This is a genomic window from Pseudoduganella sp. R-31, assembly GCF_049913235.1.
GTDB lineage: Bacteria > Pseudomonadota > Gammaproteobacteria > Burkholderiales > Burkholderiaceae_D > Rugamonas.
In genome coordinates this window covers 376,166-400,098 of record NZ_CP183986.1, presented here as the reverse complement: position 1 = coordinate 400,098, position 23,933 = coordinate 376,166, and the positions used below count along the sequence as shown (strand labels likewise).

The window sequence follows — 23,933 nt, the reverse complement described above, 5'->3', positions numbered from 1 at the left end:
GACAGAGTTTAGGAAAGCAGGAAAGCTCGGAAAACTGAGTCGGCTAGCGCTCCGTTCAGTATTGAAAATCGCAATTGGGCGGCGCTTGCCGCGAATCCATTACAGAGCTCCACTGTCCGAGTTGGTTTTGCGTACCCGGATGCGTTTGGCCACCGCCTTGTTCATGAGCGCCAGACCGAGCGCATCATTGGTGGTGTTCAGGGCCTTGTTGAGCTCGGGGAGGAGGTTCAGGATGTTCAGGACCCGAACCACAGCGCCCCAAGACACTCCGGGGTCTCCGTATTCCAGTCGGTAGAGCGTCTTTTTTGAGATGCCCGTCCGCTCCGCCATGGACGACGTAGAAATTCCCCGGCGTCGGCGGGCCAGCGCAAGGTCATCTCCGGCAGCAACCAACGCACGCTCGACAGGTAAGGGCATTGGACTTTCGGTGAGGCGGCGAGAAGGTTTGGGCGTCGCCGCCGTCTTTTGTTTATCGGTCATAACTGAACCCTTAACTCGTTAAACGTCATATTCGACCACTATAGTGCACTCCTAACGCGAACACCAACGCGTCATCGAAAACGGTCAGATACGAGTCAATATTTGATTTAAGAGGTCATATGTGACTCTTTGTTCGTTCTCCTGACCGCATGTATCTAGTCAGGTCGGTAATGGCCGAACGGCTCTCCGAGAAGGACGTCCGTATGACGCTGCTGGAGCAATTCAGCAGGCCTGTCGTTGAGAATGAGGAGGGCCAGGCAGGACTCGTCAAATCTTGCGAGTCGAGTTTCGAGCGCGAAGTCTTAGGCGCTTCAGGCTCCCCGATTTAAATGCGGTTGACATCTCGACGCGGCTATCCTAATGTTTCCAACAACTTTAAAGGCTACGTATTGAGCGGGTGCGCAAAACGTAGTGCCACCCTGGCAGTGCTTTTGCCACGGTCCCACCTGGAGTGGCTAAGAGAATCCAGCGCGCGACGGTCGCTCAGGCGACCGTTGTGCCGTTTACGACCTACTTCTCCGTTAAGTGTAAAAGAAGAGGCCCCGCGATTGCAGGGCCGGTGAGGCGTTAAGCTAGTACAGTGGTCGCTTAGGTTCGGGAGCGTCGAGTATGGGGTCCGAAACCAGGATAAAAGGGTCAAGCCAATCAGCTTTGGCTCGAGTCCAGGCAAGCCAATTCGCTGCCTCTTCGGACAGGATTCCAGCTGCCAAGGCATTTCGCTCAAGAGCATCGGCGAAAGCACGCAATTTGACGGCGCGCTCCCAATTGGTCGCATCACTTTCTAAGGATTTGAAACGCGTCGCTTCAGCTGCTCGTCGTTTCATTAGGAACTCGTAGCGTGCCTGGGCTCGACGAAGAGCCTCTTGTCTACGAATCTCTTCTTGTTCTTTGGCGAACGTCTCCTGGGCAAGCACCACAATCCCCGCAACTACTTCGCCAAGCCGTTGTTCGAGACTTCTGTTCGGAGTGTCGTTCCATGTGCGCTGAGGCCAGCGCCCGACTTGGAAAGTGAGCAAACCAGTGGGCGCGTAGTCATACATTGGAATGTGCGGGAAGGTTGAGTTCCCGTCCCATCGTGAACGCTCCCAATAGCGTTTTTGTGCTCGCTCCTCAGCGGGCGTTGCTTCATGCCTTGTTCGACGAATATGCTCGACCAACGTGAAGTCCAGTTTGGTGTCAGTCTTAACTCTGCGAACGATTGATGCGCCCCGCTCTTCGTCGATTTCCACTTCGAATCCCTGCTTGGCCATTGCCTTCAAAAGCGAATCAATGAACAGTAGGGCTCTGTCGAGGGCTGACCGAGTAACAGCGATATTAAGGACTTCTTTTGGTGCCGAGCGAATCAAAGTGTCGGCTGGCCAGCCATCTCTTTTACGCAGTCGTTTGGATGCAGCACGAACCAGCGGATGCTCCGGTGATGCAGCCGCCTCTTCGAGAGGTATTGCGAGCACCTCTTCGCGAATGCGCGCATGTTCTTCTTTCGCGGCCTTTCGAGCGGCGAGCTGCTCTGGATGGATTTTGACCAAGTTGGCAAAGCGTCGAATTGGCTGTTCAAGAGGCGGGAGAGGAACTTGCCTCATGATGCGGCCGGCGTTGACTTTCGCCCAGTAACCTCTGCTTGGAAGTGGAATGGCCCAAGCACGACAAATCTTCGCGAGGCCAACATCGGACAGACCGTAGCGTTCTGCGACGACGGTAACTGGCTCGAGCCACACTTCGTTATAAAGAGTTTCACGGTCAACAGGTTGGGCTGTCTCTTGCATATGAATCTCCGAATTGAAACTGACATGTACGCCTCATAGTTTGGCGATTCCACTGAACAACGGGGAAAAGCTGTCACTGAAAGGCTCGAGCACTTGTCCTTCGCTTACGCCTATCCCTGACTTGTGTCCACCTCCCCTCAATGTTTCCAGCACAACATTGATTTCTTCCTTTACAATTTCATTAAGAAATTATCTTTGAAGAGCCGGCTATGACAGTGAGTCCTGCAACGCTGTACTACAAAAATCGCGGCTTTATGCGAGGCGAACAATGCAAAAGTCTCTGACTGCATTGCTTGCAGATACCGTCAATGATGACAACTCTGGGCAAATTGCCTCGCAAGGATTCACATTCCAGGAATGGTACGCCGTTCTATTAATAACGGAGTTATTGGAGGAGCCGGCCGATTTTGCTTTGGGGATTGAGGTGAAAGAAGACATTTCTGTCCTAGACTCACCTTCCACCCCAACCAAAGTCGAGTTTTGTCAAGTCAAGACGAACGAACAAGCTGTGGCTTGGACGCTTTCCGAGCTGCATAAGCGTGGTAAGAAACTTAAGGATGGAACTTTTCAGCCATCTATCTTGGGGAAACTGTACAAGCGCAGACGCGAATTTGACGGGTATCCAACAAAACTCAGATTCGTTTCAAATTCAAGCTTTAAAATTAAGGATGGGGAAAGCGAGGTACTGAACTCGCATGACTACCAATTGGCGAGCTTATCGGACGCTGGAAAGAAAATAGTTGCTAAGGCACTGGCAAACCAACTCGCGTTAACTGAGGGAGATATTAATCTCCAAGATGTCCGTTTGCACCGTTCAGACCTCTCTTTGGGCCAACAGCATTTATTTATCAGCGGCAAGCTGAGTGATTTGGCGCATCGACAACTTATACCTTTTCAAGTCCCGCAGCCAGTGGTTGCGGCCTTAATGCTTGCGTCTGATGTTAGGAGCAAGGGTTCAAATACCAGCTTCGCTGCGACCTTTGAAGAACTACGTTCCAAACGGCTCATCGCCCGAAGTGATGCCATCACGACCCTTTCACTTCTCTCAAACCCATCGAAATCTATAGCGGAAATTTTCGATGAAGGAATAGAGCTCCTTCGTAGAGACCCTGAACACGACTACGGTGAAGTTGAGGAATTGCAAGACGAACGTGCAGCAGTCTTGTTGGCTCTGACCGATAGAACTGATGCGCTCACGAGGAACCAGTTGATAACCCTGCTCGATTGCTACAAGGTCGTCAAAGCTTCTAATAGCCCTGACAAAAAGAAGCTAAGAAGTTACATTGAACGCGTTGCCAATGATGCCGTGACTTCGAATCCAGAAGCATTTCCTTTAATATCTAAATCACTTTTGCGCGCACTTACCTTAATGGTTATTCGAAATGGAATCGACATCAACCTATTCACTACTGCGGCTAATTCGCAATCTGAGGCTGCAAAATGACCCGCAACGTGACATTCAAGACGCTCTGGCTCGTATCAGAGAGCGAACAAAAGGCAAAGAAGCAGACGTTCCCGAACCCGAAAACGATTCTATTCGGGACGAACGGAACCGGTAAATCTCGCATCACTAAGAACCTTTTTTGGACTCTTGGTTGTTCACCTGAGAAGCACATGGCACCAATGTGGGACCCTGATGCCATTGGTGCATTGGAGTTCGAATTCAACAATCAAGACTACCTCGTTGTCCGGCAGCGAAAAGAATTGGGACTTTTTACGCTCCAGGGTGAACTCCTTGCTGCCGCGGAGAGTCTGGGTGAATGGGACAAAGTTATGGCCGATTTGTTCGGTTATCAGTTGATGCTTCGTCGGAAGGCGAACACAAGTCCTGCGCGCGTTGGCATTGATTACCTGACCCTGCCGTCTTATATCGACCAAGATGGAGGTTGGGGCGCCACTTGGAATTCCTATTCGAGCTTGAATCAATTCAGGATGTGGCAGAAGCCAGTCTTTGAAGCGTTCATTGGCTTGCGCCCGAACGGATACTTCACAGAATATCAGCGCTGGCAGGTGGCAAACGACCAGCTTCGGGTGATGCAAGAAAAGTTTCAGACGCAGCGCTCAGCCTTTTCTCGCGTGCGCCAAATTCTTCCTAAGACCGTCCCGGTGTTGAGCACCGAGCGATTCGAAAACGAGCTCGTTGACTTAGGAGAACAGACCCGCGTACTGCAGAGGCGACAGAACGAGCTCCGCGAGAAGCTGGTATTGGCCATCAATCTAAAAGAAAAAATAGATGCAAAGCTGGCGCTTGCCGTAGAAGCACATCGTTCGCTAACTGACGACCTTGGCTTTATCAGCGAATTCAGTAAACCGACAATTGAATGCCCAACTTGTGGCACTCACCACGCCAACTCTTTTCACGCTCGTTTGCAGCTGACGCAGGACGCCCTTTCAATCTCTCACTTGGTTGGAGAGTTACGTGAAGAACGAAAAACGGCTGCCAAAAGGTATCAGACAATTCTAAAGTTGCTCCAAGAAGCAGATGAAGAGAGCAGGAAAATTAAGGCAGCTATTGATGATGAGCCAGTAGATATTCAGGCCAAAGACCTGCTGTTGGCAGCCCATAGCGTACAGACTTTGGATGACGCCTTTGACAAAGTAACCTTAGAGCTCACTAAGGAAATAGACGTACTGGCTGAAGAGGTAGAAAAGCATCGCCTCGCGTATAAGAAGTACGACGACGCAGTGCGTTTAAAAAACGTCAAGGGATACTACAACACAAGCATTTCTTATTACTCTAGCAAGCTGAATATTCCGGCAGAAGAACAAATTACCAAGGCTAAACCAGGAGAGCGTGGCAAGGTTGGAGGTAGCTCTGCCCCGCGTTCACTGATGGCAGTGCATATGGCGTTGCTAAAAACCAATGCAGAGTTTGGTGATATGCCGCACTTCCCGTTTGTTGTAGACACTCCACAGCAATCTGGTCAAGACCTCGACAACTTGTCTTCGATGATTGAAATCCTTAATGGGTCAATCAGTCCAGCCCACCAAACTATTCTCGCTTTGGAAATGCTTCCACCGTCCGTAGATATTTCCGGCTTCGATGTTATCGAACTGAAAGGTAAGCGGAATTTGCTCAACGAAAAGGACTTCAAAGACGTCGAGTTCCTTAAGCCGCGATTGCAAAGTATGCGTGACTCAATCTCGAAGGCAAAAAAGAGGAAGGCTCCTGAAGGCGAAATGAATTAATGAGAAGAACATAGCTATGGGCCAACAACGAGAACTTTACAAAGGGTGGAAACGCGCAAAGCATCAACTTAGTGAGCTCTTTCAGACGCCGGAGCATGTAGTGGTCATACACTATTCGTGCGAAAGCTTCTATGACCGAGATAACCCGCGTTCTCCTCGCGTGACGTCGATCGCGATACGGAACTTGGACACCGGCCAAACCAAGTCTTTCTCTATTCACCTTGTTGCAGAGCGCCGCAAAGTGCTGGGCAGTATCTCAGAGCACTATGATGAACTTGAGCTCGAAATGCTTGAGAACTTTTTCCAAGCTGTGCGTGAGCGTCAGCATTGTAAGTGGTTGCACTGGAATATGCGGGATGCGAATTTCGGATTCGAAGCCCTTGAAAATCGTATCCAGGCACTCGGAGGCCGAGCAACTGTTAGTGTGCCGGAGGAGCGACGGCTAGACCTCTCGCGCATCCTTATTGCTATTTATGGTGTCGGCTATACCTCCCATCCTCGCATCGAAAATCTAATGGAGCAAAACTCTATTACGGCGAAGGATTTCTTGACCGGTAAGCAGGAAGCCGATGCTTTCGAAGCTAAGCAGTTTCTGAAGCTTCATCAGTCCACATTGCGTAAGGTCGACATTTTTGCGAATTTTGCGGAGCGGGCACATGCCGGAAGACTTCAGTCCTACTCAAGCTGGTGGGAAATGAATGGCCGGTCCATTAAGGCCATCGGTGAATGGATTCGCGAGCATTGGTTGATTGGCAGCGTTATTACTGCAATTGGAGTTGTTGGTGCTGCCGTTCGAGCCTGGCCGTCGATTTCGCTTCTGTTCTGAGTTTTTTCGCTTTGTCTGTCGTTGCGCAAGTGTGGAGATGAACGAAGCTGCGGCGGGCGCTGAACTAGAATCCAAATAAGGTCGGCGCGCCTAATCCGCGCGATTAAGTCTTCAGACGTTAAGCATAGCACTTCATCCCTGACCATTACCGGTCGCAACTATTCAGTCAGACATTTTTAGTTTCCTATTGTAAAATACTTAAGCACGAAAGGCTGAGGGACCTGTGCCGGTAACCTTATCCGATTGAAGTGTGCGCATACCGTGGCATAACTGCGAGGTTCCCAATGGGGCAAGGGTCCGTATTGCCGAGTCATTCACAACAGCCATCCCTTCTGTCGCGGGTAAATTGGCGTGCCATTAGCAAGCGAACTGCTAAGGAACTTCGCAATCGCGAAATTTATGCACCGGTTGTGTCGACCTATCGCTGGTGGGCTCGGCGTCCACATAGCGTGATGGGTGCGCTTCTGGACGCGGCTGTTGCGCATTATGGACCGACATTGACAGTTGCGGACCCATTTAGTGGTGGCGGCACGGTCACATTCGAGGCCGCAAGGCGAGGGGTAAAGGCGTATGCGCAGGATTTGTATCCCTGGCCCACTAGAGGGTTGGCTGCAGCGCTCAATACTTGCGATAAGGAAGAGCTCGCCGAGCACGGCCAAAAATTGTTGGCGAAACTTAACCAACATCGAATTGCATATCGTACCCAGAGTGGTGCCGAGCTTTCACACATTCTCAGGGTACGTATCGCTACATGCGTGAGTTGTGAAAACCAGGTTCACGAGTATCCGCATGCGTTGGTGTCGTTGACGAGCAGAGCCGTAAATGACAATGAAGCCTATTTTGGTTGTAGAGCATGCGGTGAGCTCACGCTAAGAAAGAGGAATATAGCTTCGTTCACTTGCGGTGGTTGCAAGCTTCGTTGGCAGGTCGAGAAAAAACACGTGGGATGTCCGCATTGTTCCAAAGCCGAATTGCACCCTTTCGGCTGGCGTGCAGTGTTGGTACAAGAACTTGTCACCGTAAAGGGCCAGTTACGTGCGGTCCTCCGTCCGGTAGCGGAAGGGGACCCAGTAGAGGTCAAGCACGCTTCAGATGCGCATCAGGCGCTACTCACACGCATTCCCGCTGGTAAGGAGACCAATAGGCTCGTCGATAATGGACTAAAAACGTGGGGCGATTTGTACACACTTCGCCAGGCAGACGTTTTAGTCGAGGGTCTTCAGTCGATTGCCGCGTTGAAGTGTTCCGGCACTATTAAGGACCGGCTCGCCTTCGCGCTGCTTGGAACTGCAGAGATGCCGGCCTTCTTAAGCAGGTGGGACCGATTTCATTTGAAACCGTTCGAAGGAATGGCCAATCATCGGTATACCCAAACAACGCTGGCGGTTGAGTCGAATTTCCTTTCCCCCGTCGGACGGGGGACGATTCCGCGACGATTAGAGGCTGCGGTACAAGCGCTGCAGTGGCTGGTTGGGTCAAAGGTGGAGTCTCCAAAGGTGATTACCGCGGTGCCGAACAAACGAGTACGTCGAAAGACTGATTGGGACGTACTCGTTACCACTGGAAGCAGCGCCTGCCAAGCCCTTCAAACGGGTTCAGTGAGCGTTGTAGTGACAGACCCCCCCTACTTTGATGACGTGCAGTATGGCGAATTAGCAAGACTGTTTCACGTTTGGCTTTCGGTTTATGACCCCAATGTCAAAGTTGATGAGAGCGCTGAAGCTGTTCCAAATAGCATTCGTGGTACTTCGACTGCAGATTACGAATCGATAATCGCTTCGTGCTTAGCTGAAAGTCGTCGAACATTGCAAGAAGGCGGGCGCATCGTTCTTACGTTCCACAACAAGAAGATGGCTGCATGGCGGGCACTCGCTGGAGCAATTGGAACGGCTGGCTTAAAGGTAACTGCTCTCGCTGCCGTATTGTCAGAAAATGATGCCGACCACTGCAAACGCAACGTTGACGCCATGCTCCACGACTTGGTCATCGAATGCTCTTCGGCGGACACGTCAAAGTCGCTTGGTTTCTCTCTTGAGTTCACTCCAAAATCGACTGCCGAAAAAAATCTTGCAGCGATGGGCATGGCTCTTGCGGAGTGTGTCGCAGAGCAGGAATCTGCAAACATCAGCGCCAAGTACTTAAGTCATCTTGACCGGCTTGGCGCCCGTAGCCGCTTCATTAAGTAGCGATGTGGGACGGTGCGATTCAATACTCCACACAGCGCGTTACTGACGCGCTGCTTCATCGAGCCGTTCTACCAAGAGATGCGCTAGCCTTTGAAAAAGTAACCGGTGCCATTGCCGTTCGCGCGTGCCTGGCATCAGGTGAACAAAGTTTGCTTTTCGTCGTTCCCGAAGCAAACGCATCGACTGCGCGTCATGTTATCGCAGCGCTTCTCATCGGCAATCACGCACACGCAAACGCTTATGATGCTCTGCCTGTCGAGGAGGTACGTCATTTACTACGCGGGGACATCGTCTTCGTCACACAAGCAATTTCGGCAAGCAAGGCAAAACTAGAGCAGCTTCAAGTTGGCAAAGGTCAAAGACTCACCGACATCTGGGACGTTACAACGCTCAGCAAATACTCGACCGCCAAGACTTCAAAGCCTCGCGTGTTGTTAGCCAATCCTGGCTGGTTGGAAAAAGTAATGGGAGGACGTCGGTTTGGCGCAGTAGTCATCGATGCTTCCCACCCGAATACCTTCGCACGATTGCCGGAGCTTTTACGTGCGGCGTCTGGATGCACCTCATTGCGAATAGCGGTCTCACCACCACCCACTGAGGCAGCGTTATTGTCATCCGGATACCCCAGTAAGCTGCAGGTCTGGATGTGGGACCCTCAAGCAAAATGCGATGCAGAAACGGTTGTCGAAGAAGCTGACCCAATTCCTCACGCTGCCGCTAATCGATTTCTTTGGATTTGTGACTCAGACCTTGAGTCTGCCGACGCATTGGCAAAAGTCTACAAAAGCCTTTGTATTGCTGTGAAAGCTGCTCAAGGTCGAAGCTATCCAGGTCTTCGCCAATGCTGGGCAATTTACAACAGACTTCGCCAAGTCGCTGTTCCACTTGCACAGCTGGAACAAGTAGCCGCTCGTACTTGGTCGGGAAATTTGCGTCGACAAATAGAAGGACTTAAATCAGTCAGCGGGTATGGAAACGTCGCGTGGGATACCACATGGCCTGAGCTTTTGGCAAACCTTAAGGAGGCTTACGAAACGCTGCTGCGGCGCGGCGAAACCGCAAAGTTTTGGGCCTTAGCTTCGAATCTAGAAGCCTTCCTTGCGTCATCCACCCCTTCGCTTCGTGTGGTTGTAGGTTCTGAGGCTGAAGTTGCACTTCTGGTTCCCGCGCTCGAGTCAATCATTGACGGTTTTTCGGAAGCAGTCGTAATGGGGAAGGTCGATTTCGTGAATTCTAATTCCGAGGGGCGATTAATTGCCGAAGGTAATACCTGTCCTACGATATTGCTCGCTCCACGGACAAACGGTCATCGCTATCTCGATGTGTTTCCATCGTCGCGCGTTGATGAACTACTTTATCCACATGAGGTCGACATCGAGCGCAATAGTCAATACAAGCTGCATATCATTTGGGAGCCACGATTAGCTGACGAAAAGCGAGTGCAATTTCTCGCGCCCTACGGATTTCCACCCAAGAAGTCGTCTCGACCAAGGGTGGCTGTACAGCCACCTTCGGTCATAGTGCAAAAGACCAATGGGCACATTGTTTCGACGGTAAGGACGGCAGAAGTTTCCGCGCAAATCGACATTGAAGCGCTCGCTGGATACTCTAGCTCTGGTTTGTTTGACGGCCATGAACCCGGCTTCCACGTACCGACCGGGGCCTTAGGAGCTGCGGTTGAGATATGCTTTACCAACGGTGAACGTCGCCAGTTTAATGAATTCCAGAAGGTTGACGTCTATTTCTCGGAAGCCCTGGCCCTTCAGCGTCATTCCGCAAAAGATGTTCGTCCAGGGTGGCAACTCATCGCCTTCGTGGATGGAGAGTATGAAGGTCTCTTCCAGCGATTGACTGACGCTGTCAATTCAAGGTTACCGCAAAGTGAACGCATAGCCTTGGAATTGTGGCGCAAAGCGAAGGAGCATCTTGTCAATCGCTTCGACACCAAACGTGAGCTATTCGATAAATTGGTATCAAAGGGACTCACATCAAGCTACGGCACGTTCATCACTTGGTTCGGGGACGACGAAGATGGCGTCATCGCTCCGCAGCAATTTGATGAATTCAAAGTCCTAGCCGCCGAAATTGAAGTGTATTCGAGTTCAAGTTTGATGATGAACAGTGCCTTTAAGGCAGTACAGCAGACACGGGGACGTAACCGAGCTCTTGGCCGCGCTCTTAGAAAATTTCTCCGTGCGGTCATTACTGGCTGTGGATATGAAGAAGCCCTCACAAGTGCCAGCAACTTAGATTCGGCAATTGGAGACGTCTTTGCTGCCGTAGAGGTGTTGGAAGTTAATTCGGTTTCAAAAAAAATCTGAGGGAGGCAAGATGGCTGACCACGGGACATATAGCCCAACTTATCGCGACGAGCTTGCAATTTCACGGCATTTTGTTCAAATATTGGAGCAGAAACTTGCTGGTCGTGACAGCGTTCGAAAAACGAACGTGCACCCGCTGGACTGGTGCCATTTAGGAGTCATAGGACCCGCGAAGCAGCTTCACGTTCCAGTTGAAATCGATGCGGCTGCTCTTGAGGCTGATGCATTTCAAGATGGACTCGTGGGTTCAAACGCAGCGGGTGGCGCGGCTGAAGAGACTCGCCAAACCTATTTAGCCAGTTCAAGCGCGCAGGAAACTCGTGCTTCCGACGCGTCTGTTGAATCTGACGTCCCTAAAGCCGTCGAAAAGAACGAGGAACGCGACAGTACGCGGCGCCCTCCTTCGGCAATTGGATTCGAAGCACTTATTGAGCCTGACGCTGATGGAGCTATCGAACTGGAACTCGCTGCCCAGTTCTGTATTTTTACCAAACATCTTCCTGACTTCACAGAACAGACCACTGTCCTTGAAGAGGGGGCCTCCGTCGGAGCTCCGCTCGCCGAAGTCGTGCAACGCTGGCCGTTAGAGCTGAGTCGCATCAAAGTTACGATTCCTGCCGCAGGCGGTACCTTCAACGACGGCGGAAAAATACAAAATGCATTGGACGAAACTTTGAAATCTGCGTTCGAGCGGCCCGATGCAGAACGTGTCCTTCAAAGCACGAGACCGAAAGTCTCCGGGGCCGACATCAAAACGCCCGAAACATTCAAAAACTTCTTAGCCGCGCGCGTCAACAGCCTCGATGTTGATAAGTGGCAGTTACACGCTTCGCTGGAAGTACGAGCCTTAGCACGTCTTGATGGCAAGATTCGCATTGGCTGCTACTTCAAGAATGAGACCCCCGAAACCCCACCTTTAACGAAGGGTAAAGGATTAAAGGACGCGTTTAAGGTAATCAGCGATGTCCGTATAGAAGCGAAGGTAAGCGGAGGTAGACTTCATCCGATTGAAATCCTGCCTGTCCCTCAAGATTACCAATATGACCGTCGGGTCTGGGCAGTTGGACATAATACCAGTGTGGTAACGGAGCCAGAGAATGGCTTAATTCGAACTGCGTCGCTAGCGGTATTCGAACAGCCTCGCATAATGACGCGGGATGTAGTCTCCGCCAAGTTCGCGTCATTGGCGGACGAGCCATTTGACACGCTTCAAGCCATCTACGAGGCGATGTGCGACTACGAGAAGGATTGGAAAAGCCGCATTCTCGACGCGAATGAACTGAAGCTTGACGACGCAGCCTTGGCAGAATGCCGTCGCGACTACGATGGATTTAAAGACGAAGTTCGTCGATTTGCGTGCGGCATCGCTGCGCTACTTGCGGATGAACGTTTACTTCGCGCCTTTAAAGCAACCAATCGTGTTTTTGGAAGACTGGCGAATGGTTACGATGCATGGAGGTTGTTCCAGCTAGTTTACATCGTCACCCAGTTGCCTTCGTTGGCAGTACGTGAGAACTTCCATCAAGGAGAATACCCAACAGGCACAATGCGCTCCTGGAAAGACGCATTGGATTGGGGGGACGTGCTTTGGTTCCGTACTGGTGGCGGAAAGACAGAGGCCTACTTGGGATTAGCATGCTGTGCAATGCTGTACGACCGGCTGCGAAATAAGCGGTTCGGGATGACAGCTTGGTTGCGTTTCCCACTTCGCATGTTAAGCATCCAACAGCTTCAACGGGCGATGCGTGTAGTCTGGGAGACGGAGGAAGAGCGAAAGCGAATCCTCGGTGAAGAAGCCAGTCTATCCGCTCCGTTACGTCTCGGCTACTTTGTTGGCAGTACCACGACCCCGAACAGTTTGAGTGCCGAGTATTTGAGTAACCTAACGACTGAAGATAGTCTTGAGCGGGTGCGCGCTGTTCCTGACTGTCCTGCGTGCGGTGGGCGTGGAACTGTCAAGACTCATGCGGATGTTGCAGGCATTCGGTTCCGTCATACCTGTACGAGCTGCAAGGCTGAACTCCCTTTAGATGTGACTGACGATGAAGTCTATCGGCATTTGCCAGCACTGGTAGTTGGAACGATTGATAAGATGGCGACCGTGGGGCAGCAGCCTAAGTTCGGCCTGTTATGGGGAGGCGCCAAATGGAAGTGTCCAGAGCATGGCTATGGTTTTGGAGACTGGTGCACCGCGTTTGGCTGCAAGGTCGACAAAAAGCTTCGTAGGACCGTTAAGCCATATGACGCTGCTCCTGCTCTTCATATCCAGGACGAACTACACTTACTGCAGGAAGAGCTTGGCGCGTTCTCTGGACACTACGAGACACTTATTCGTTATTGCGAAGAGTCGGTAGGTGGCCTGCCTTCAAAAGTTATCGCAGCTACCGCCACGATTGAGGGCTTCGAAAACCAAGTTCGCCACCTATATGGAGTTAAAGCCGCTCGACGTTTCCCTGGTCGAGGTTACGACCGCATGCGCAGCTTCTACGCGGTTCCCGATAAAGACGATGAAGGTCACCCGAAGACCGCTCGAATATTCGTGGCGTTCAAAAGTCCATCGCTTTCGCCTGCTGACGCATCTGCGTTGAGCACGGAGATATTACACACCGAGATTGGTCGGTTGTTTGCGAAACCACATTTGGCTTTAGCGATTCTTAAAGACGCTAAGACAACGGAGGACGTCGAAGCACTTCTTCGCCATTACTCGACCACATTGAATTATGTCGGGAGCTTGGCCAAAGGTTCCCGCGTTAGACAGGCCTTAGAAGAAGTCGCCACGAAGGTAAGGCCTGGTGCCCGAGACCTCAATGTCGAATACCACTCGAGCCGCTCATCAAGCGCGGAAGTAGCGGACGTTGTGCATCGAGTCGAAAGCCCTCCCAACTGGTCGAGCGATGGATTCCTTGATGCTCTTGTTGCGACGAGCATGATTAGCCATGGTGTCGACCTCGAGCGTGTAAATTTGATGACGATGGATGGGGTTCCAGAGGAAACAGCAGAATACATCCAGGCCTCCAGCAGAAGCGGGCGCCGGCACGTGGGGCTAGTCGTTGTAGTGCTCAGTGGCTTCTCGTTACGAGCGAACAGCATTTACCACCGTTTCATGGAATACCATCACCATTTAGACCGAATGGTATCTCCTGTCCCAGTTAATAGATTCGCTAAATACGCAGCTGAGCGAACACTGCCTGGTGTTGCCCTCGGTCTTATCTATGGAGTCCATACAGCCCGAACTGGCAGTTCAAAGCTGAATAATCGCGTGGACGTTGTTGAGCTTTTAAATTCATTGGGTGGAAATTTTATCGATGAGCTAAAGAAGGCCTACTCCCTTGGAAATGGCGTCTACGACCCACGGCTTGAAAAATCCTTGACTGAAGTGCTGTCCAGGCAGCTTGACAGGGTAGAAATGTCGATAAGAAATAGTACGGAGAAAAAGGTGAAGGACGCAGTACGTCCGGCACCCATGACCAGCTTGCGCGATGTTGAGGCAGGTGTTCCTTTCTGGCCGGACCAATGCGACTCTCGGCTACTTACGTTTGTTCAAAAGACTAAGGACTGAAAATGTCAAACAAGGGATTTTCACGAGGTCAGACACAGGTCCTGTTCCGCCACCTTCCTGAAGCGATTTTCGAACATGACGATTATGGACTTTGCAAAGTTACCCAAGTGGCTCTGGGGGACGTTGATGTCAACCGTGACGCGCTGTTTGATGCGATGGCTGACGCACTTGCCATGTGGCCGGCAGATTTTGTTACGAAATTTCCTGATACGCGCGACGTCTCGCGAAGGTCTTACTATGCTGTCGGCTCTCCAAGAGAGGTTCGCTTCACACCTTACCCGCAAGTGTTTCGTTGTCGAACGTGTGCTCGTACGGGAAAATTCACTGACCTATTGAAACGCGGCGCATCCGCTTCTGGACGCTGTAGCTGTGGAGGCTACCTAAACCAAATGCGGTACGTTCAAGCACACAACTGCGGGCGACTCGAGGAACTTTATGTTCCATTTCAACGCTGTTCAGGCTGCGGAAGCACAGCCGACCTTGCTTTTTACGACCCCGGACGAGTTAAACAAGCGCGATGGTACTGCGCAAATTGCAAGACCGATGTCCAAGCACTCCGCATGACTCCCTGTAAGTGCGCATATAACAATTCTCTCCCGCCAGGTACTCGTGCAGAAAAGTACCTACGAGTAGTTCCGACTGGGGACCCTTCGCTATACATTCCACATACGGTCGCATTCGTAAATTTCCCTGAAGACAATCAGGAAAAGCTTCGGGAGGCAGCAGACTCGCTGCAGCTCATGCTCGCGCGAACCTGGGGACTGTTAGGTGAAAGTGTTTCGGAAACGATTCGCGAACGTTCTAGCATCAGCAATCCAGAGGCTGGCGACATCACTTCAGCACTTGTGGAGCAGCTTCGAAAGTTCGACCCTAACAATGACACTGTCCGTGAATATGATGCCAAGCAGAGAAATCCAAAGGGCCAAGTTGCCATTGACAAGGTAAATGAGCTTCTCAGGGCCAACAAGGCAACGGCCGGCGGTGTTCCTCGCCGATGGTTAGTTGAGCATACGACGCTTCTCGATAAAACAGACATCAGCACCGCTATGGATGTAGCGAGCATGCTTAGGCGCGCGGGTGATGAGTCCGGTGCGCTTGACATTGAAGAAGGGCATCGCAAGGCATCCGAATTGCTCGGAATCAGCAGTATCCGAGTCATAAACGATTTTCCACTTGCTCTTTGCGCTTTTGGTTACACCCGTACTGCGCGCGACCCCTCCCGTACGGTAATCACTCCCTTTCCAGTGGATGACCGCGGACGAATCCCTGTGTTCTCGATTACAGCGGAAACGGAAGCACTCTGGTTTGAGCTTGACCCATTGAAGGTCTATGACTGGATGATTCAGAACGGCCTCGCCAGCGGCACTTTACCAGCATCTCGTGAGGATGCTTGGGCAAAGTTGTACTCCGAAGTACCGGGGTTACGCGAAGCCCCACATGAGCCGTCGTACGGGCAATTGGAGGCCGTGGCAATTCGAACTCTTTTGCATACGATGAGCCATCTTTTCTTGCGGCGCATCGAATGGAGTGGATTTGCCCCTTCTAGCGTTGGCGAGTACCTTATCCCAGGGTCTCTGTCGTTTATCCTTTACGCCAACCGTCATGCAGAGACAAAGATTGGCGGATTGACCACCTTGTTTGAGCAGCGATTGAACACCTGGCTTTGGGACGCAGTGCAGTCAGGACGGGAGTGCGTGTACGACCCAATCTGCGAGGACGAGGGGGGAAGTTGTGCCGGCTGCACTCACCGTGAGCACAATTGCGTTACCTTTAATCGTGAACTATCGAGAGCAACAGTGTATGGTGGTGTTGTCCCATCAAACAGTGCACTTGAAGGACACAAACTAGCCGTTGGGTACTGGCAAGATGCGTGGAAGGCGGCACCCGAAAAGTGACTCATACAGCGGCAGTTGCAGCTCGCGTTCAACGTCCGGATGGTGTTCAAAGGCTTGGCCAGGCACTCTGGATGATGGTTGGCGAAACAGTGAGTTCATCGTCTGAACTCGTTTGGGCCTCCTCCTTGCTCGGTGCAAACGGAGAGCGAGTACTGTTTGACGCATTGTTGGAATCTGGTTGCATCGGACCAGGTGGCCTCCTAAAGGCTCGCCCACTTGCGAACTTCCTTTCGACTTTGTGGGATGGGACTGACAATACGGAGGCGACTTTACTTTGGACCCTACCCGATGGACTCGGCGTTCACGGAGTAAATGGGTTTGGATACACCAGTGGGGTATTAGAGCTGATTCGAGGCTCCCGAAGTTGCCTAACCCTTCTTGCTCCATACATTGAAGCTGAAGGCATAGGTCAATTACAACAAGAGCTTCTCGATGCATTGGCGCGACGAGTATCAGTCGACGTGATTACACAAGATGCGAACTCGTTGAGTTCCTGGGCCTCGAGTTCGTTAGAACTATTGAGGAGCGAAGCGCGTCTCCTGGCTGGCACCCTCCGCGTATACTCGGCGCCAAACTCTGCTCCAGTATTGCTCCACTCTAAGCTCGTTGTGGCTGATGGGAGTTTGGCAATTGTCGGTTCTGCCAACTTGACCGGAAATGCGATGCTGAGGAATCTCGAGACCGGAGTGTTAGTGGGAGGACGGCAAGCAGTCGAGATTAGCCGTGTGCTTCAGCAAGTCATCGACCTTAGATATGTGCAGATAGTCTTTTCTACAGACGAGTGTTGATTCATCTATTTTTTGCGGAGCGGCGCCGGGAAGTGGTTCTGCGCGATGCGCATCCTGGTCCAACTTCAGGCCCATCGAGGTTAGTTAGATGTCATGCATTCGGAGGGTTATTCCAGCAACCAGGACTTGTCGAATCAAAGAAGACAATTTCTTTGATTCCGGCTTGCTGAAGTGAGTGTTCTGAATGACGCACACTGTCGTTATCTCGACCGTAAATCGACACCGCGACGCAAACTGCAGGACATTGAGTTGCTTCGTAGTTGAAGCCGCTACAGCTAGTTCATAGTTAGGACGTCGACCGACAATGATGTTCCGTCGACCGCGGGTCCACTGCTGCCATTGTTTCAAGAGGCATTATCCAAAATTATCTTCAAAAGGATAATTAGCCAAATTCGTATAACGCGCCAAAATTTGGCACATTATACCGAGCTAGGATAACGCGGTATAACGCCAACAAAAAGAGAATGTATATTGATGCTTTTGCACGGGACGATGGCTTGGTAGCAAGCTGCAGGACATGGCTTTACCTAGCGAAAAGTGAACTCCTGTAGCGTAAGAATTCGACTCAACAAGACAAAGGAATAGATGGATGCTGAGTGATAGCGCTGGACTTTATTTCAGCCGATTTGGAGCATGGAGCAGAAGTCACGAACCAAAAGGTGGCGTACCAGATGGCGAGTACCGAGAAGGCCTGCAGCTGTTGGTTGAATGCGTGGACTCAGGTGAGATTAACAGCCTCGATAGCCAGAATTCACCGGTGGCTCGCGAAATCTTAGCCATTCATGGCGATAGGCGCTTTGAAATGAACAGCAACTGGATTGGTTCTCCGCAAGGATGGATTTGTCCGTGCTGTAAGCGAACAAAAGTACAGATATCGCGTGTCGGTAAGAAGGGGCAAATTCTGGCCAAGTCCGTAGTACATCATGACCATATGGAGGATGTACTCGAAGAAGCCTTTAACGCTGCGTTCGTTGATGCTGGAACTACCATCGAACAGGTGGACGGTAGGAAGCTCATCGATAACATGAGCAACGCGTTTGGGGCGTACGAAGCGGTTCTAGTCTGCGAGGATTGTAACAACGCCGATACCAACGCGAAAAAGGTCCTGGCGATACCTCGTGAGTTCTCGTTTTCAATCTGCCAGATTCGCGAGTTTATTGCGCCGCAGAACCATCAGCCACACCTAATCGACGAATCGAAAGCTCAGGCAGCTTGGGAAGCTGCGAAGGCTGCCTTTGTGCTTCGCATGAGGATTATCAGGGCCGTGGCAAAGGCAGCGGCGACAGACGCACACTGGTTCGAACCACACCCAAAAAAGTTCGACCCAATCCCCGTCTATGGATATGGAAACCAAGTGCATGCTGCTATCTCGAAGTGGTTTCCTTCCGATGTAGTTGCGGATGCATTGGGAATGCAAACTAGGGTCTCCAAACCGAACGTGTCACGTTGGAGGGACGGCACGGTTAAGAAGGCCCGGGCACTTCCATCAAACTATCTCGCTTTGCTCAAAAGCGTTGAGTACAAAGCGACGAATTGGGACTTGTTCCCGGATGACTGGTGCTGCCCAATTTGCCGACGAAGCAAGACTCAGGTGGTCTACGTTGGTGACAAGGGGGAGATTCGATTTAATGTTCCGGCAACCGGAAAGGCTTGGCGAGATACACCGAGAATTTGTAGCCCTTGCTTCAAGGTCCTGATAGCCTTGAAGACAGAGGTGAAAGAGCACGTCGGAGACTTCCAGGACAGCTATTCTTTTGTCTCGCCTAATGAATTGGCTGCAATAATCCATCCAAGGCCGCATGCTGACCATAGGGTCCTACCTGCTGAAGCAAAGTCACTTCTCGATAGAATCGTTGAACGCTATAGCCCCGTTAGGTGATGTTAGGGCGGCCTCTATCTGGGCGTCGAATCTCATTTCGGGACCGCTTTTATTTCCCGTCGGCTGTTTTCGTCGTTGGTGAGGGTACTTTGGGGTTTTAGAAGCGTTCCAGGATTGAGAAATGTCCATAAATTTCAATCGGTTAGACATTCTTGGTCAAAGCAAAGGAACGCTACTATTTACCGCCGACACGCCGTGCCGCCTAACCTCATGCCGACCAAATTTGGTCAGCATGAGGATTATGACCTTACGAAATTCAACAAGGGAGCGTAATCGCGCGCGTCAGCCGCTTGTAGTGCAGCGATGTAAGCAGAACGTGTTGCCGATGCGGCGTTCAAGTTGACTTGTCCCCAAGTGAATGGCGCAGCGCCATTCACTTGCAGGAAGACCTCTGTGAGAAGCCGAGCGTGGCGACCGTTCCCGTTCGGAAATGGATGGATCAAGACGAGACGATGATGTAGCCGAGTGGCGATCTCGTCCAGAGGATACGAACTGAACTCGAGCTGAGTTTTCACGTCGCCGAGTAGATTGTGTAGGTCCACTGCAATTCGTGCCGGATCGACACCAATCGATTTCTCAGTGTTGCGAAATGTGCCAGCCCATTTCCATGTTTTGCCAAACATCTGCTTATGCAGTTTTCGTACATAGTCCTCAGAGAGAATGTCGCCGCGATAGCGGTTGTTAAACGCCCAATTTCTCCCCGCTAAGATATTCGATGTTTCCCATTCGTCGAGCTCTCCACGGGTGGTGATGTGTTTAGGGATCAGGCCTGCTACCTCATCCGGATCGTTTGGTGTGGCGCCGGGGGCGTGCGATCCGCCTAGCGGTCCCATAGCTTGCCCCAGCGCCCTCTCATGATTCTTTCCTTTTCTTCGTTCAGCAAGGAATTCTTGAATTTATCCGACGGTTCTTGATTCTCCAGGCTCATCGTGTGAGCAACTTTCGCGATGTTTCTCTTCGCAACGATGGTCGCTTGTTGTTCGACCTTGGTTTGCAACTCTTGACGAGGAACCAAAACATAGCGCAACTCACAATCCAATGCCTCGGCAGCACGATGCAAACTGTCCAATGTGATCGTGCCACCTTTTTCCGACTGTTCCATGGCCACGACCGTGCTTTGCGCAACTCCCATGCGTTCCGCTAGTTGACGGGTGGTCATTCCTACCGTTTTGCGAATTGATTGAATCCAGCCAACAGGTGGGCGCGGAGGAATGTGAACACCTCGCAAGGCCTCGCTTAACTGTCCAAGTTGTAACTTTTTGATGTCCATGCGAGTGTAAAAATATCGATCATGATCGATATTTTAGCTCAAACTTGATCGATTTAAAGCGATCAATAATAAAATAAATTATAGGTTAAACACGATCATTTATGACGCAAAAGATCGATTATGATCAATTTTTTTTCCACGAACCCGAAGCGGGTATTTAGACGACCACGTCGGTGCCCATGTCTTGGCATGCGTTTGCTACGGCATGTCGCTATCCTGTTCGGGGAATAGCTGATCAGAATCAGGGCTGCGGCGACAGCGATCAAATGAAAGCACAAGTCCCTCTGCAATACCGGTCGCCTGAGCCGCTACTTCCCCGGTGCAGCGCTCGATGGAGTGGGCGGACGCTTCGTGACTTAGTTGCGCTTCATCGAAAGTTCAACGTCGCCGGGCAACGGCAAGGACAGGTAGTCGCCGTCCGGCTCGCGCACCACCGACATGTACTCAGGGCAGTAATCTGCATTGTCGGCGATGATCAGCGCGCCGGGACGCAGGCGGTGTTCCACCAGGCGCAGGATGTCGAAGTACAGGCCTTTGGCGCCATCAAGCAGCAGTAGATCGATCTGTTCCGGCAAGCCGGCGCGCAGAGTTTCCAGTGCGTCGCCCTCGCGGATTTCAACCAGGTCAAGCAGGCCGCCTGCCTCAAGATTCTCGCGGGCGCGCTGTGCCTTGGATGGCTCGAACTCCGTGGTGATCAGCAGGCCGCCGCCGTTGTCGCGCAGTGCTGCCGCCAGATGCAGGGTCGAGATGCCGAATGAGGTGCCGAATTCGACGATCACGTTTGCCTTGGCGTTGCGCGCCAACATGTACAGCAGCAGGCCCGTCTCGCGCGACACCGGGATCGCGGCGTCTTTCAGGTCCGCGTAGATTTCGCGATAGCCGGTCTTGCTGCTCATGATGCGCACGCGCTCCTCTTCCGGCAGTGCGGCGAAGGCGGCGATAGCAGGCACCCGTGTGCTTTTGGCGTCGTCAAACAGGCGGTTCAGCAGGGGCGCGACAGGTGCGGAAGTCAGGGTAATCATTGGGTATTCCTTTCTTGTGTAAGAGCAGGAATAATATGAATAATCCTTCACATTTCATATTCGCGTTCCCAGGACCCGCCATGACCGATAGCAAAAACGCCCGTGTTTCCTCGCGAAGAAGGCCAAAACAGGCCCGCTCAAATGACCTCGTCAGCGCAATTCTGCAGGCAGCTATTCAGGTTTTGGCGAAAGAAGGCGCCCGCCGCTTCACCACAACGCGCGTGGCGGAGCGCGCGGGCGTGAGCGTGGGCTCGATCTACCAGTACTTCCCCAACAAGGCTTCGATCCTGTTTCGCCTGCAAAGCGACGAGTGGCAGCAAACGTCGGCCATGCTGTCGGATATCCTGCAGGATGCAGCGAAGCCGCCGCTGGAGCGCTTGCGTAAGCTGGTGTATGCCTTTGTGCGCTCGGAATGTGAAGAAGCGTCGGTGCGTACGGCCCTGAACGACGCGGCGCCGCTTTACCGCGACGCGCCAGAGGCCATCGAAACCAAAGCCTCCGGCGATCGGATGTTCCGGACTTTTATCGACCAGGTGCTGCCCAATGCCACCAATGCGGAGCGTACCTTGGCAAGCGACCTGGTGATGGATACTCTCAGCGCCGTCGGCCAGCAGTTTTCCCAGGAACCCCGTACCGATAAGGAGATCAAGGCTTACGCTGGCGGCCTGGCCGATATGCTGTGCGCATATCTGGCCGGGCTGGCGGATCAGAACACGGCGCGCAAAGTCAAACGCACCGTGCGCGGTTCGCCGGGGTGAAAGTGGATGTCGGACACGCCTTCTGCCGGTTCGCCCGCGAGGCGTGAGGCGTAGTAGTAGTCGACATCACTCGCCTTGCGGTCAAACAGGTTGAACACGTCGGCCGTCAGCTGCCAGCGGCGGTCGAAGCGATAGCTGGTGCGCAAGTAGGCGATAGCCGTGCTGGACGAGCGAACGCTGTTGTCCTCCATCAGCGGCCGCGGACCGAAATAGCGCAGCTGGAACGCGCCGGACCATGGGCCGATGTCGTTCAGCGTTGCGCCAAACGAAGCCACCTTCTCGACAGCGCCCGGCACACGGTCGCCGGCGGCGTCGAACTCGGTGTAGCGCGCACGCGAATAGGCCAGGTCGAAGTCCAGCAGCAGGTGCTTGGTCGCGGCGTAGTGATTGTTCCACTCGACGCCGGAACGCTTGCTGGCTCGGCTCGGCGCCGTGTCGCCGGCATCGCCGGAAAATACCAGTTCGGACCCGGAACGCAGGCGCCACAGTGCGACCGAGCTTTGCAGGCCGGTCACGAACTCGCTGCGGGCGCCGACTTCCGCACCGCGCGTTTTCACCAGCGGCGTGACAGGATCGACAGGCTCGCGTTCGCGTGGCGACAGGCGTGCCGTGGTACCGCGCGCATCGTTGCTGTGGAAGCCTTCTCCGTAGTTCACAAAGAACTCCGTCTTGCTCCAGGGCCCGAGCACAAGGGAGATCTTGGGTGATGCAATGTGATCGTTCACCTTCCCGCTGTTCTCCGCGATAGAGCTGCCGACATTGAAGCGGTAGCTGTCGTAGCGGACGCCGGCAATGGAGCGCAGCCAGTCCGTCCACTGCACTGTGTTCTGGAACCATGCGGCCATGCTCGCTTCGGTAACACGCGATTCGGCGATCGGGTGCCGCACCTGCTGCTGCGTCGTTGCGTACAGCCCGACTGGCGCAATGCGGTCGAAGCGCCCCTGCACGCCGATGTTGTTCTCCATCGAGCGTTGGCCGAGTTGACCGAACCAGGTTTGGGTCAGGTCGAAACCCGTCATCTTGCGGCGTTCCGTCTGCAGCACCTGGTCGCCGTTGACCGGATCGTCGAGGAAATAGGTGACGTCGTTGTACAGCGAGAGATCGTTGCGTACCAGATAGGCGTGCGCCTCCGTCAGCGTGTCGCCCGCGCGCTTGCGCCACTCGGCGGAAAGGCTGTAGCGCGCGGTGCGGCCGCCGTCGCTCGGATCGGCCGCACCGAATTCATCCAGCCGTCCGTCCTGTACCGCGCGCAGCGGGATCTGGCTGGTCGCGTGCCAGCCGGCCTTGTACGCCATGCCGGTAATGCTGAAACGCTCCGCGCTGTTGCCCGAACTGTATCGCAGCACACCCGTCGATTTGTGGAACGCTTCCGGCATCTGCCAAGGGCCGTCGTTGTGGCCGAAATCGAGTGCATACAGCAGGTTGCCGTTGCCAACCTCGGTGGAATTCGCCACTACGCCGCGGCGATAGTTATCCGCGCCGACGGTCAGCGATGCAAAATTTTCGTTCAGCTTATCAGACAGGCCCATATGCGCGGCGCCGGCCGATGCAAAATCGCCTTCGTCTGCGTAATAGGGGCCTTTGCGGTAGCGGATGCGGCCAACCAGTTCTGGAATCAGGAAATTCAGGTCCGTATAGCCCTGGCCGTGGCCGTGCGTGCGCATATTGACCGGCATGCCGTCGACGAAGGTGGCGAAGTCGGTACCGTGGTCCAGGTTGAAGCCGCGCAGGTAGTACTGGTTCGCCTTGCCGTCGCCGCTGTGCTGGGTGACGATCATGCCCGGCACGAATTCAAGGATCTCGCCGGGCCGCAATGCAGGCCGGTTGGCGATCAGTGCCGAAGTGATGGTTCCTTCGCTGGCAGCGTCGGAAGTGCGAATGCCATTGTCATAGTGATGGCCAACGACGTACACCCTGGCTGGTGTCTCTTGCTCTTGTGCCTGCGCGACAGCGCACAAGGCCCCCGCGACCATGGGGATCAGTTTCTTTTTCATTAT

16 protein-coding genes are annotated in these 23,933 nt (G+C 52.9%); 10 read left to right on the top strand and 6 right to left on the bottom strand.

Going from position 1 to position 23,933, the window contains the following annotated elements:
- Positions 1-99: 99 nt before the first annotated feature.
- Positions 100-480 carry a helix-turn-helix domain-containing protein gene (locus tag ACN9MY_RS01805; protein ID WP_426336770.1) on the bottom strand — a complete coding sequence of 127 codons (381 nt, stop codon included), beginning with the start codon at positions 478-480 and terminating at the stop codon, positions 100-102.
- 572 nt (positions 481-1,052) lie between these two features.
- Positions 1,053-2,243: a hypothetical protein gene (locus ACN9MY_RS01800; protein ID WP_426336769.1), complete on the bottom strand. Its 1,191-nt coding sequence runs from the start codon at positions 2,241-2,243 to the stop codon at positions 1,053-1,055.
- A gap of 268 nt (positions 2,244-2,511) precedes the next feature.
- On the opposite strand from ACN9MY_RS01800, the gene ACN9MY_RS01795 reads away from it, so the two are divergent.
- From ACN9MY_RS01795 to ACN9MY_RS01755, 9 genes are all read left to right on the top strand, one after another.
- Positions 2,512-3,687, top strand: coding sequence for a dsDNA nuclease domain-containing protein (locus ACN9MY_RS01795; protein WP_426336768.1), 1,176 nt, complete (start codon positions 2,512-2,514; stop codon positions 3,685-3,687).
- A complete protein-coding gene (locus tag ACN9MY_RS01790) occupies positions 3,684-5,432 on the top strand; it encodes a hypothetical protein (RefSeq protein WP_426336767.1) in 1,749 nt (582 codons plus the stop codon). Before ACN9MY_RS01795 ends, ACN9MY_RS01790 begins: the two co-directional genes overlap by 4 nt.
- A gap of 184 nt (positions 5,433-5,616) precedes the next feature.
- Positions 5,617-6,258, top strand: a complete 642-nt coding sequence (locus ACN9MY_RS01785) for a hypothetical protein (protein WP_426336766.1) — start codon at positions 5,617-5,619, stop codon at positions 6,256-6,258.
- Positions 6,259-6,710: 452 nt separating this feature from the next.
- Entirely contained in the window at positions 6,711-8,444 is a 1,734-nt protein-coding gene (locus ACN9MY_RS01780) for a hypothetical protein (RefSeq protein ID WP_426336765.1), read from the top strand.
- 2 nt (positions 8,445-8,446) lie between these two features.
- Positions 8,447-10,765 carry a hypothetical protein gene (locus ACN9MY_RS01775; RefSeq protein WP_426336764.1) on the top strand — a complete coding sequence of 773 codons (2,319 nt, stop codon included), beginning with the start codon at positions 8,447-8,449 and terminating at the stop codon, positions 10,763-10,765.
- A 10-nt stretch (positions 10,766-10,775) separates the two neighbouring features.
- Complete coding sequence (locus tag ACN9MY_RS01770) at positions 10,776-14,324, top strand: helicase-related protein (protein ID WP_426336763.1); 3,549 nt, start codon at positions 10,776-10,778, stop codon at positions 14,322-14,324.
- A gap of 740 nt (positions 14,325-15,064) precedes the next feature.
- Positions 15,065-16,219 carry a hypothetical protein gene (locus ACN9MY_RS01765; protein WP_426336762.1) on the top strand — a complete coding sequence of 385 codons (1,155 nt, stop codon included), beginning with the start codon at positions 15,065-15,067 and terminating at the stop codon, positions 16,217-16,219.
- Positions 16,220-16,290: 71 nt separating this feature from the next.
- On the top strand, positions 16,291-17,007 hold the full coding sequence (locus tag ACN9MY_RS01760) for a phospholipase D-like domain-containing protein (RefSeq protein ID WP_426336761.1): 717 nt from the start codon (positions 16,291-16,293) through the stop codon (positions 17,005-17,007).
- A gap of 589 nt (positions 17,008-17,596) precedes the next feature.
- Positions 17,597-18,886 carry a hypothetical protein gene (locus tag ACN9MY_RS01755; RefSeq protein WP_426336760.1) on the top strand — a complete coding sequence of 430 codons (1,290 nt, stop codon included), beginning with the start codon at positions 17,597-17,599 and terminating at the stop codon, positions 18,884-18,886.
- A gap of 239 nt (positions 18,887-19,125) precedes the next feature.
- On the opposite strand, the gene ACN9MY_RS01750 is transcribed toward ACN9MY_RS01755, so the two are convergent.
- From ACN9MY_RS01750 to ACN9MY_RS01740, 3 genes are all read right to left on the bottom strand, one after another.
- Positions 19,126-19,719 (bottom strand): mobile mystery protein B, encoded by a 594-nt coding sequence (locus ACN9MY_RS01750; protein WP_426166931.1) that lies wholly within the window; start codon positions 19,717-19,719, stop codon positions 19,126-19,128.
- On the bottom strand, positions 19,707-20,156 hold the full coding sequence (locus ACN9MY_RS01745) for a mobile mystery protein A (protein ID WP_426166929.1): 450 nt from the start codon (positions 20,154-20,156) through the stop codon (positions 19,707-19,709). Before ACN9MY_RS01745 ends, ACN9MY_RS01750 begins: the two co-directional genes overlap by 13 nt.
- Positions 20,157-20,512: 356 nt before the next feature.
- Positions 20,513-21,178, bottom strand: a complete 666-nt coding sequence (locus ACN9MY_RS01740) for an O-methyltransferase (protein ID WP_426320125.1) — start codon at positions 21,176-21,178, stop codon at positions 20,513-20,515.
- A gap of 80 nt (positions 21,179-21,258) precedes the next feature.
- Here ACN9MY_RS01740 and ACN9MY_RS01735 point away from each other — a divergent pair, with 80 nt between their 5' ends.
- Complete coding sequence (locus ACN9MY_RS01735; protein WP_426337619.1) at positions 21,259-21,936, top strand: TetR family transcriptional regulator; 678 nt, start codon at positions 21,259-21,261, stop codon at positions 21,934-21,936.
- Here ACN9MY_RS01735 and ACN9MY_RS01730 read toward each other — a convergent pair.
- Complete coding sequence (locus ACN9MY_RS01730; protein WP_426320121.1) at positions 21,885-23,930, bottom strand: TonB-dependent receptor; 2,046 nt, start codon at positions 23,928-23,930, stop codon at positions 21,885-21,887. The two genes, ACN9MY_RS01735 and ACN9MY_RS01730, sit on opposite strands and share 52 nt — an antisense overlap.
- Positions 23,931-23,933 lie beyond the last annotated feature (3 nt).

Bases quoted from the DNA above. Each gene is read 5' to 3' on its own strand.
- ACN9MY_RS01805 (WP_426336770.1), bottom strand. From the start codon at position 480: ATGACCGATAAACAAAAGACGGCGGCGACGCCCAAACCTTCTCGCCGC.
- ACN9MY_RS01800 (WP_426336769.1), bottom strand. From the start codon at position 2,243: ATGCAAGAGACAGCCCAACCTGTTGACCGTGAAACTCTTTATAACGAA.
- ACN9MY_RS01795 (WP_426336768.1), top strand. From the start codon at position 2,512: ATGCAAAAGTCTCTGACTGCATTGCTTGCAGATACCGTCAATGATGAC.
- ACN9MY_RS01790 (WP_426336767.1), top strand. From the start codon at position 3,684: ATGACCCGCAACGTGACATTCAAGACGCTCTGGCTCGTATCAGAGAGC.
- ACN9MY_RS01780 (WP_426336765.1), top strand. From the start codon at position 6,711: ATGGGTGCGCTTCTGGACGCGGCTGTTGCGCATTATGGACCGACATTG.
- ACN9MY_RS01775 (WP_426336764.1), top strand. From the start codon at position 8,447: ATGTGGGACGGTGCGATTCAATACTCCACACAGCGCGTTACTGACGCG.
- ACN9MY_RS01770 (WP_426336763.1), top strand. From the start codon at position 10,776: ATGGCTGACCACGGGACATATAGCCCAACTTATCGCGACGAGCTTGCA.
- ACN9MY_RS01765 (WP_426336762.1), top strand. From the start codon at position 15,065: ATGCTCGCGCGAACCTGGGGACTGTTAGGTGAAAGTGTTTCGGAAACG.
- ACN9MY_RS01760 (WP_426336761.1), top strand. From the start codon at position 16,291: ATGATGGTTGGCGAAACAGTGAGTTCATCGTCTGAACTCGTTTGGGCC.
- ACN9MY_RS01755 (WP_426336760.1), top strand. From the start codon at position 17,597: ATGCTGAGTGATAGCGCTGGACTTTATTTCAGCCGATTTGGAGCATGG.
- ACN9MY_RS01750 (WP_426166931.1), bottom strand. From the start codon at position 19,719: ATGGGACCGCTAGGCGGATCGCACGCCCCCGGCGCCACACCAAACGAT.
- ACN9MY_RS01745 (WP_426166929.1), bottom strand. From the start codon at position 20,156: ATGGACATCAAAAAGTTACAACTTGGACAGTTAAGCGAGGCCTTGCGA.
- ACN9MY_RS01740 (WP_426320125.1), bottom strand. From the start codon at position 21,178: ATGATTACCCTGACTTCCGCACCTGTCGCGCCCCTGCTGAACCGCCTG.
- ACN9MY_RS01735 (WP_426337619.1), top strand. From the start codon at position 21,259: ATGACCGATAGCAAAAACGCCCGTGTTTCCTCGCGAAGAAGGCCAAAA.
- ACN9MY_RS01730 (WP_426320121.1), bottom strand. From the start codon at position 23,930: ATGAAAAAGAAACTGATCCCCATGGTCGCGGGGGCCTTGTGCGCTGTC.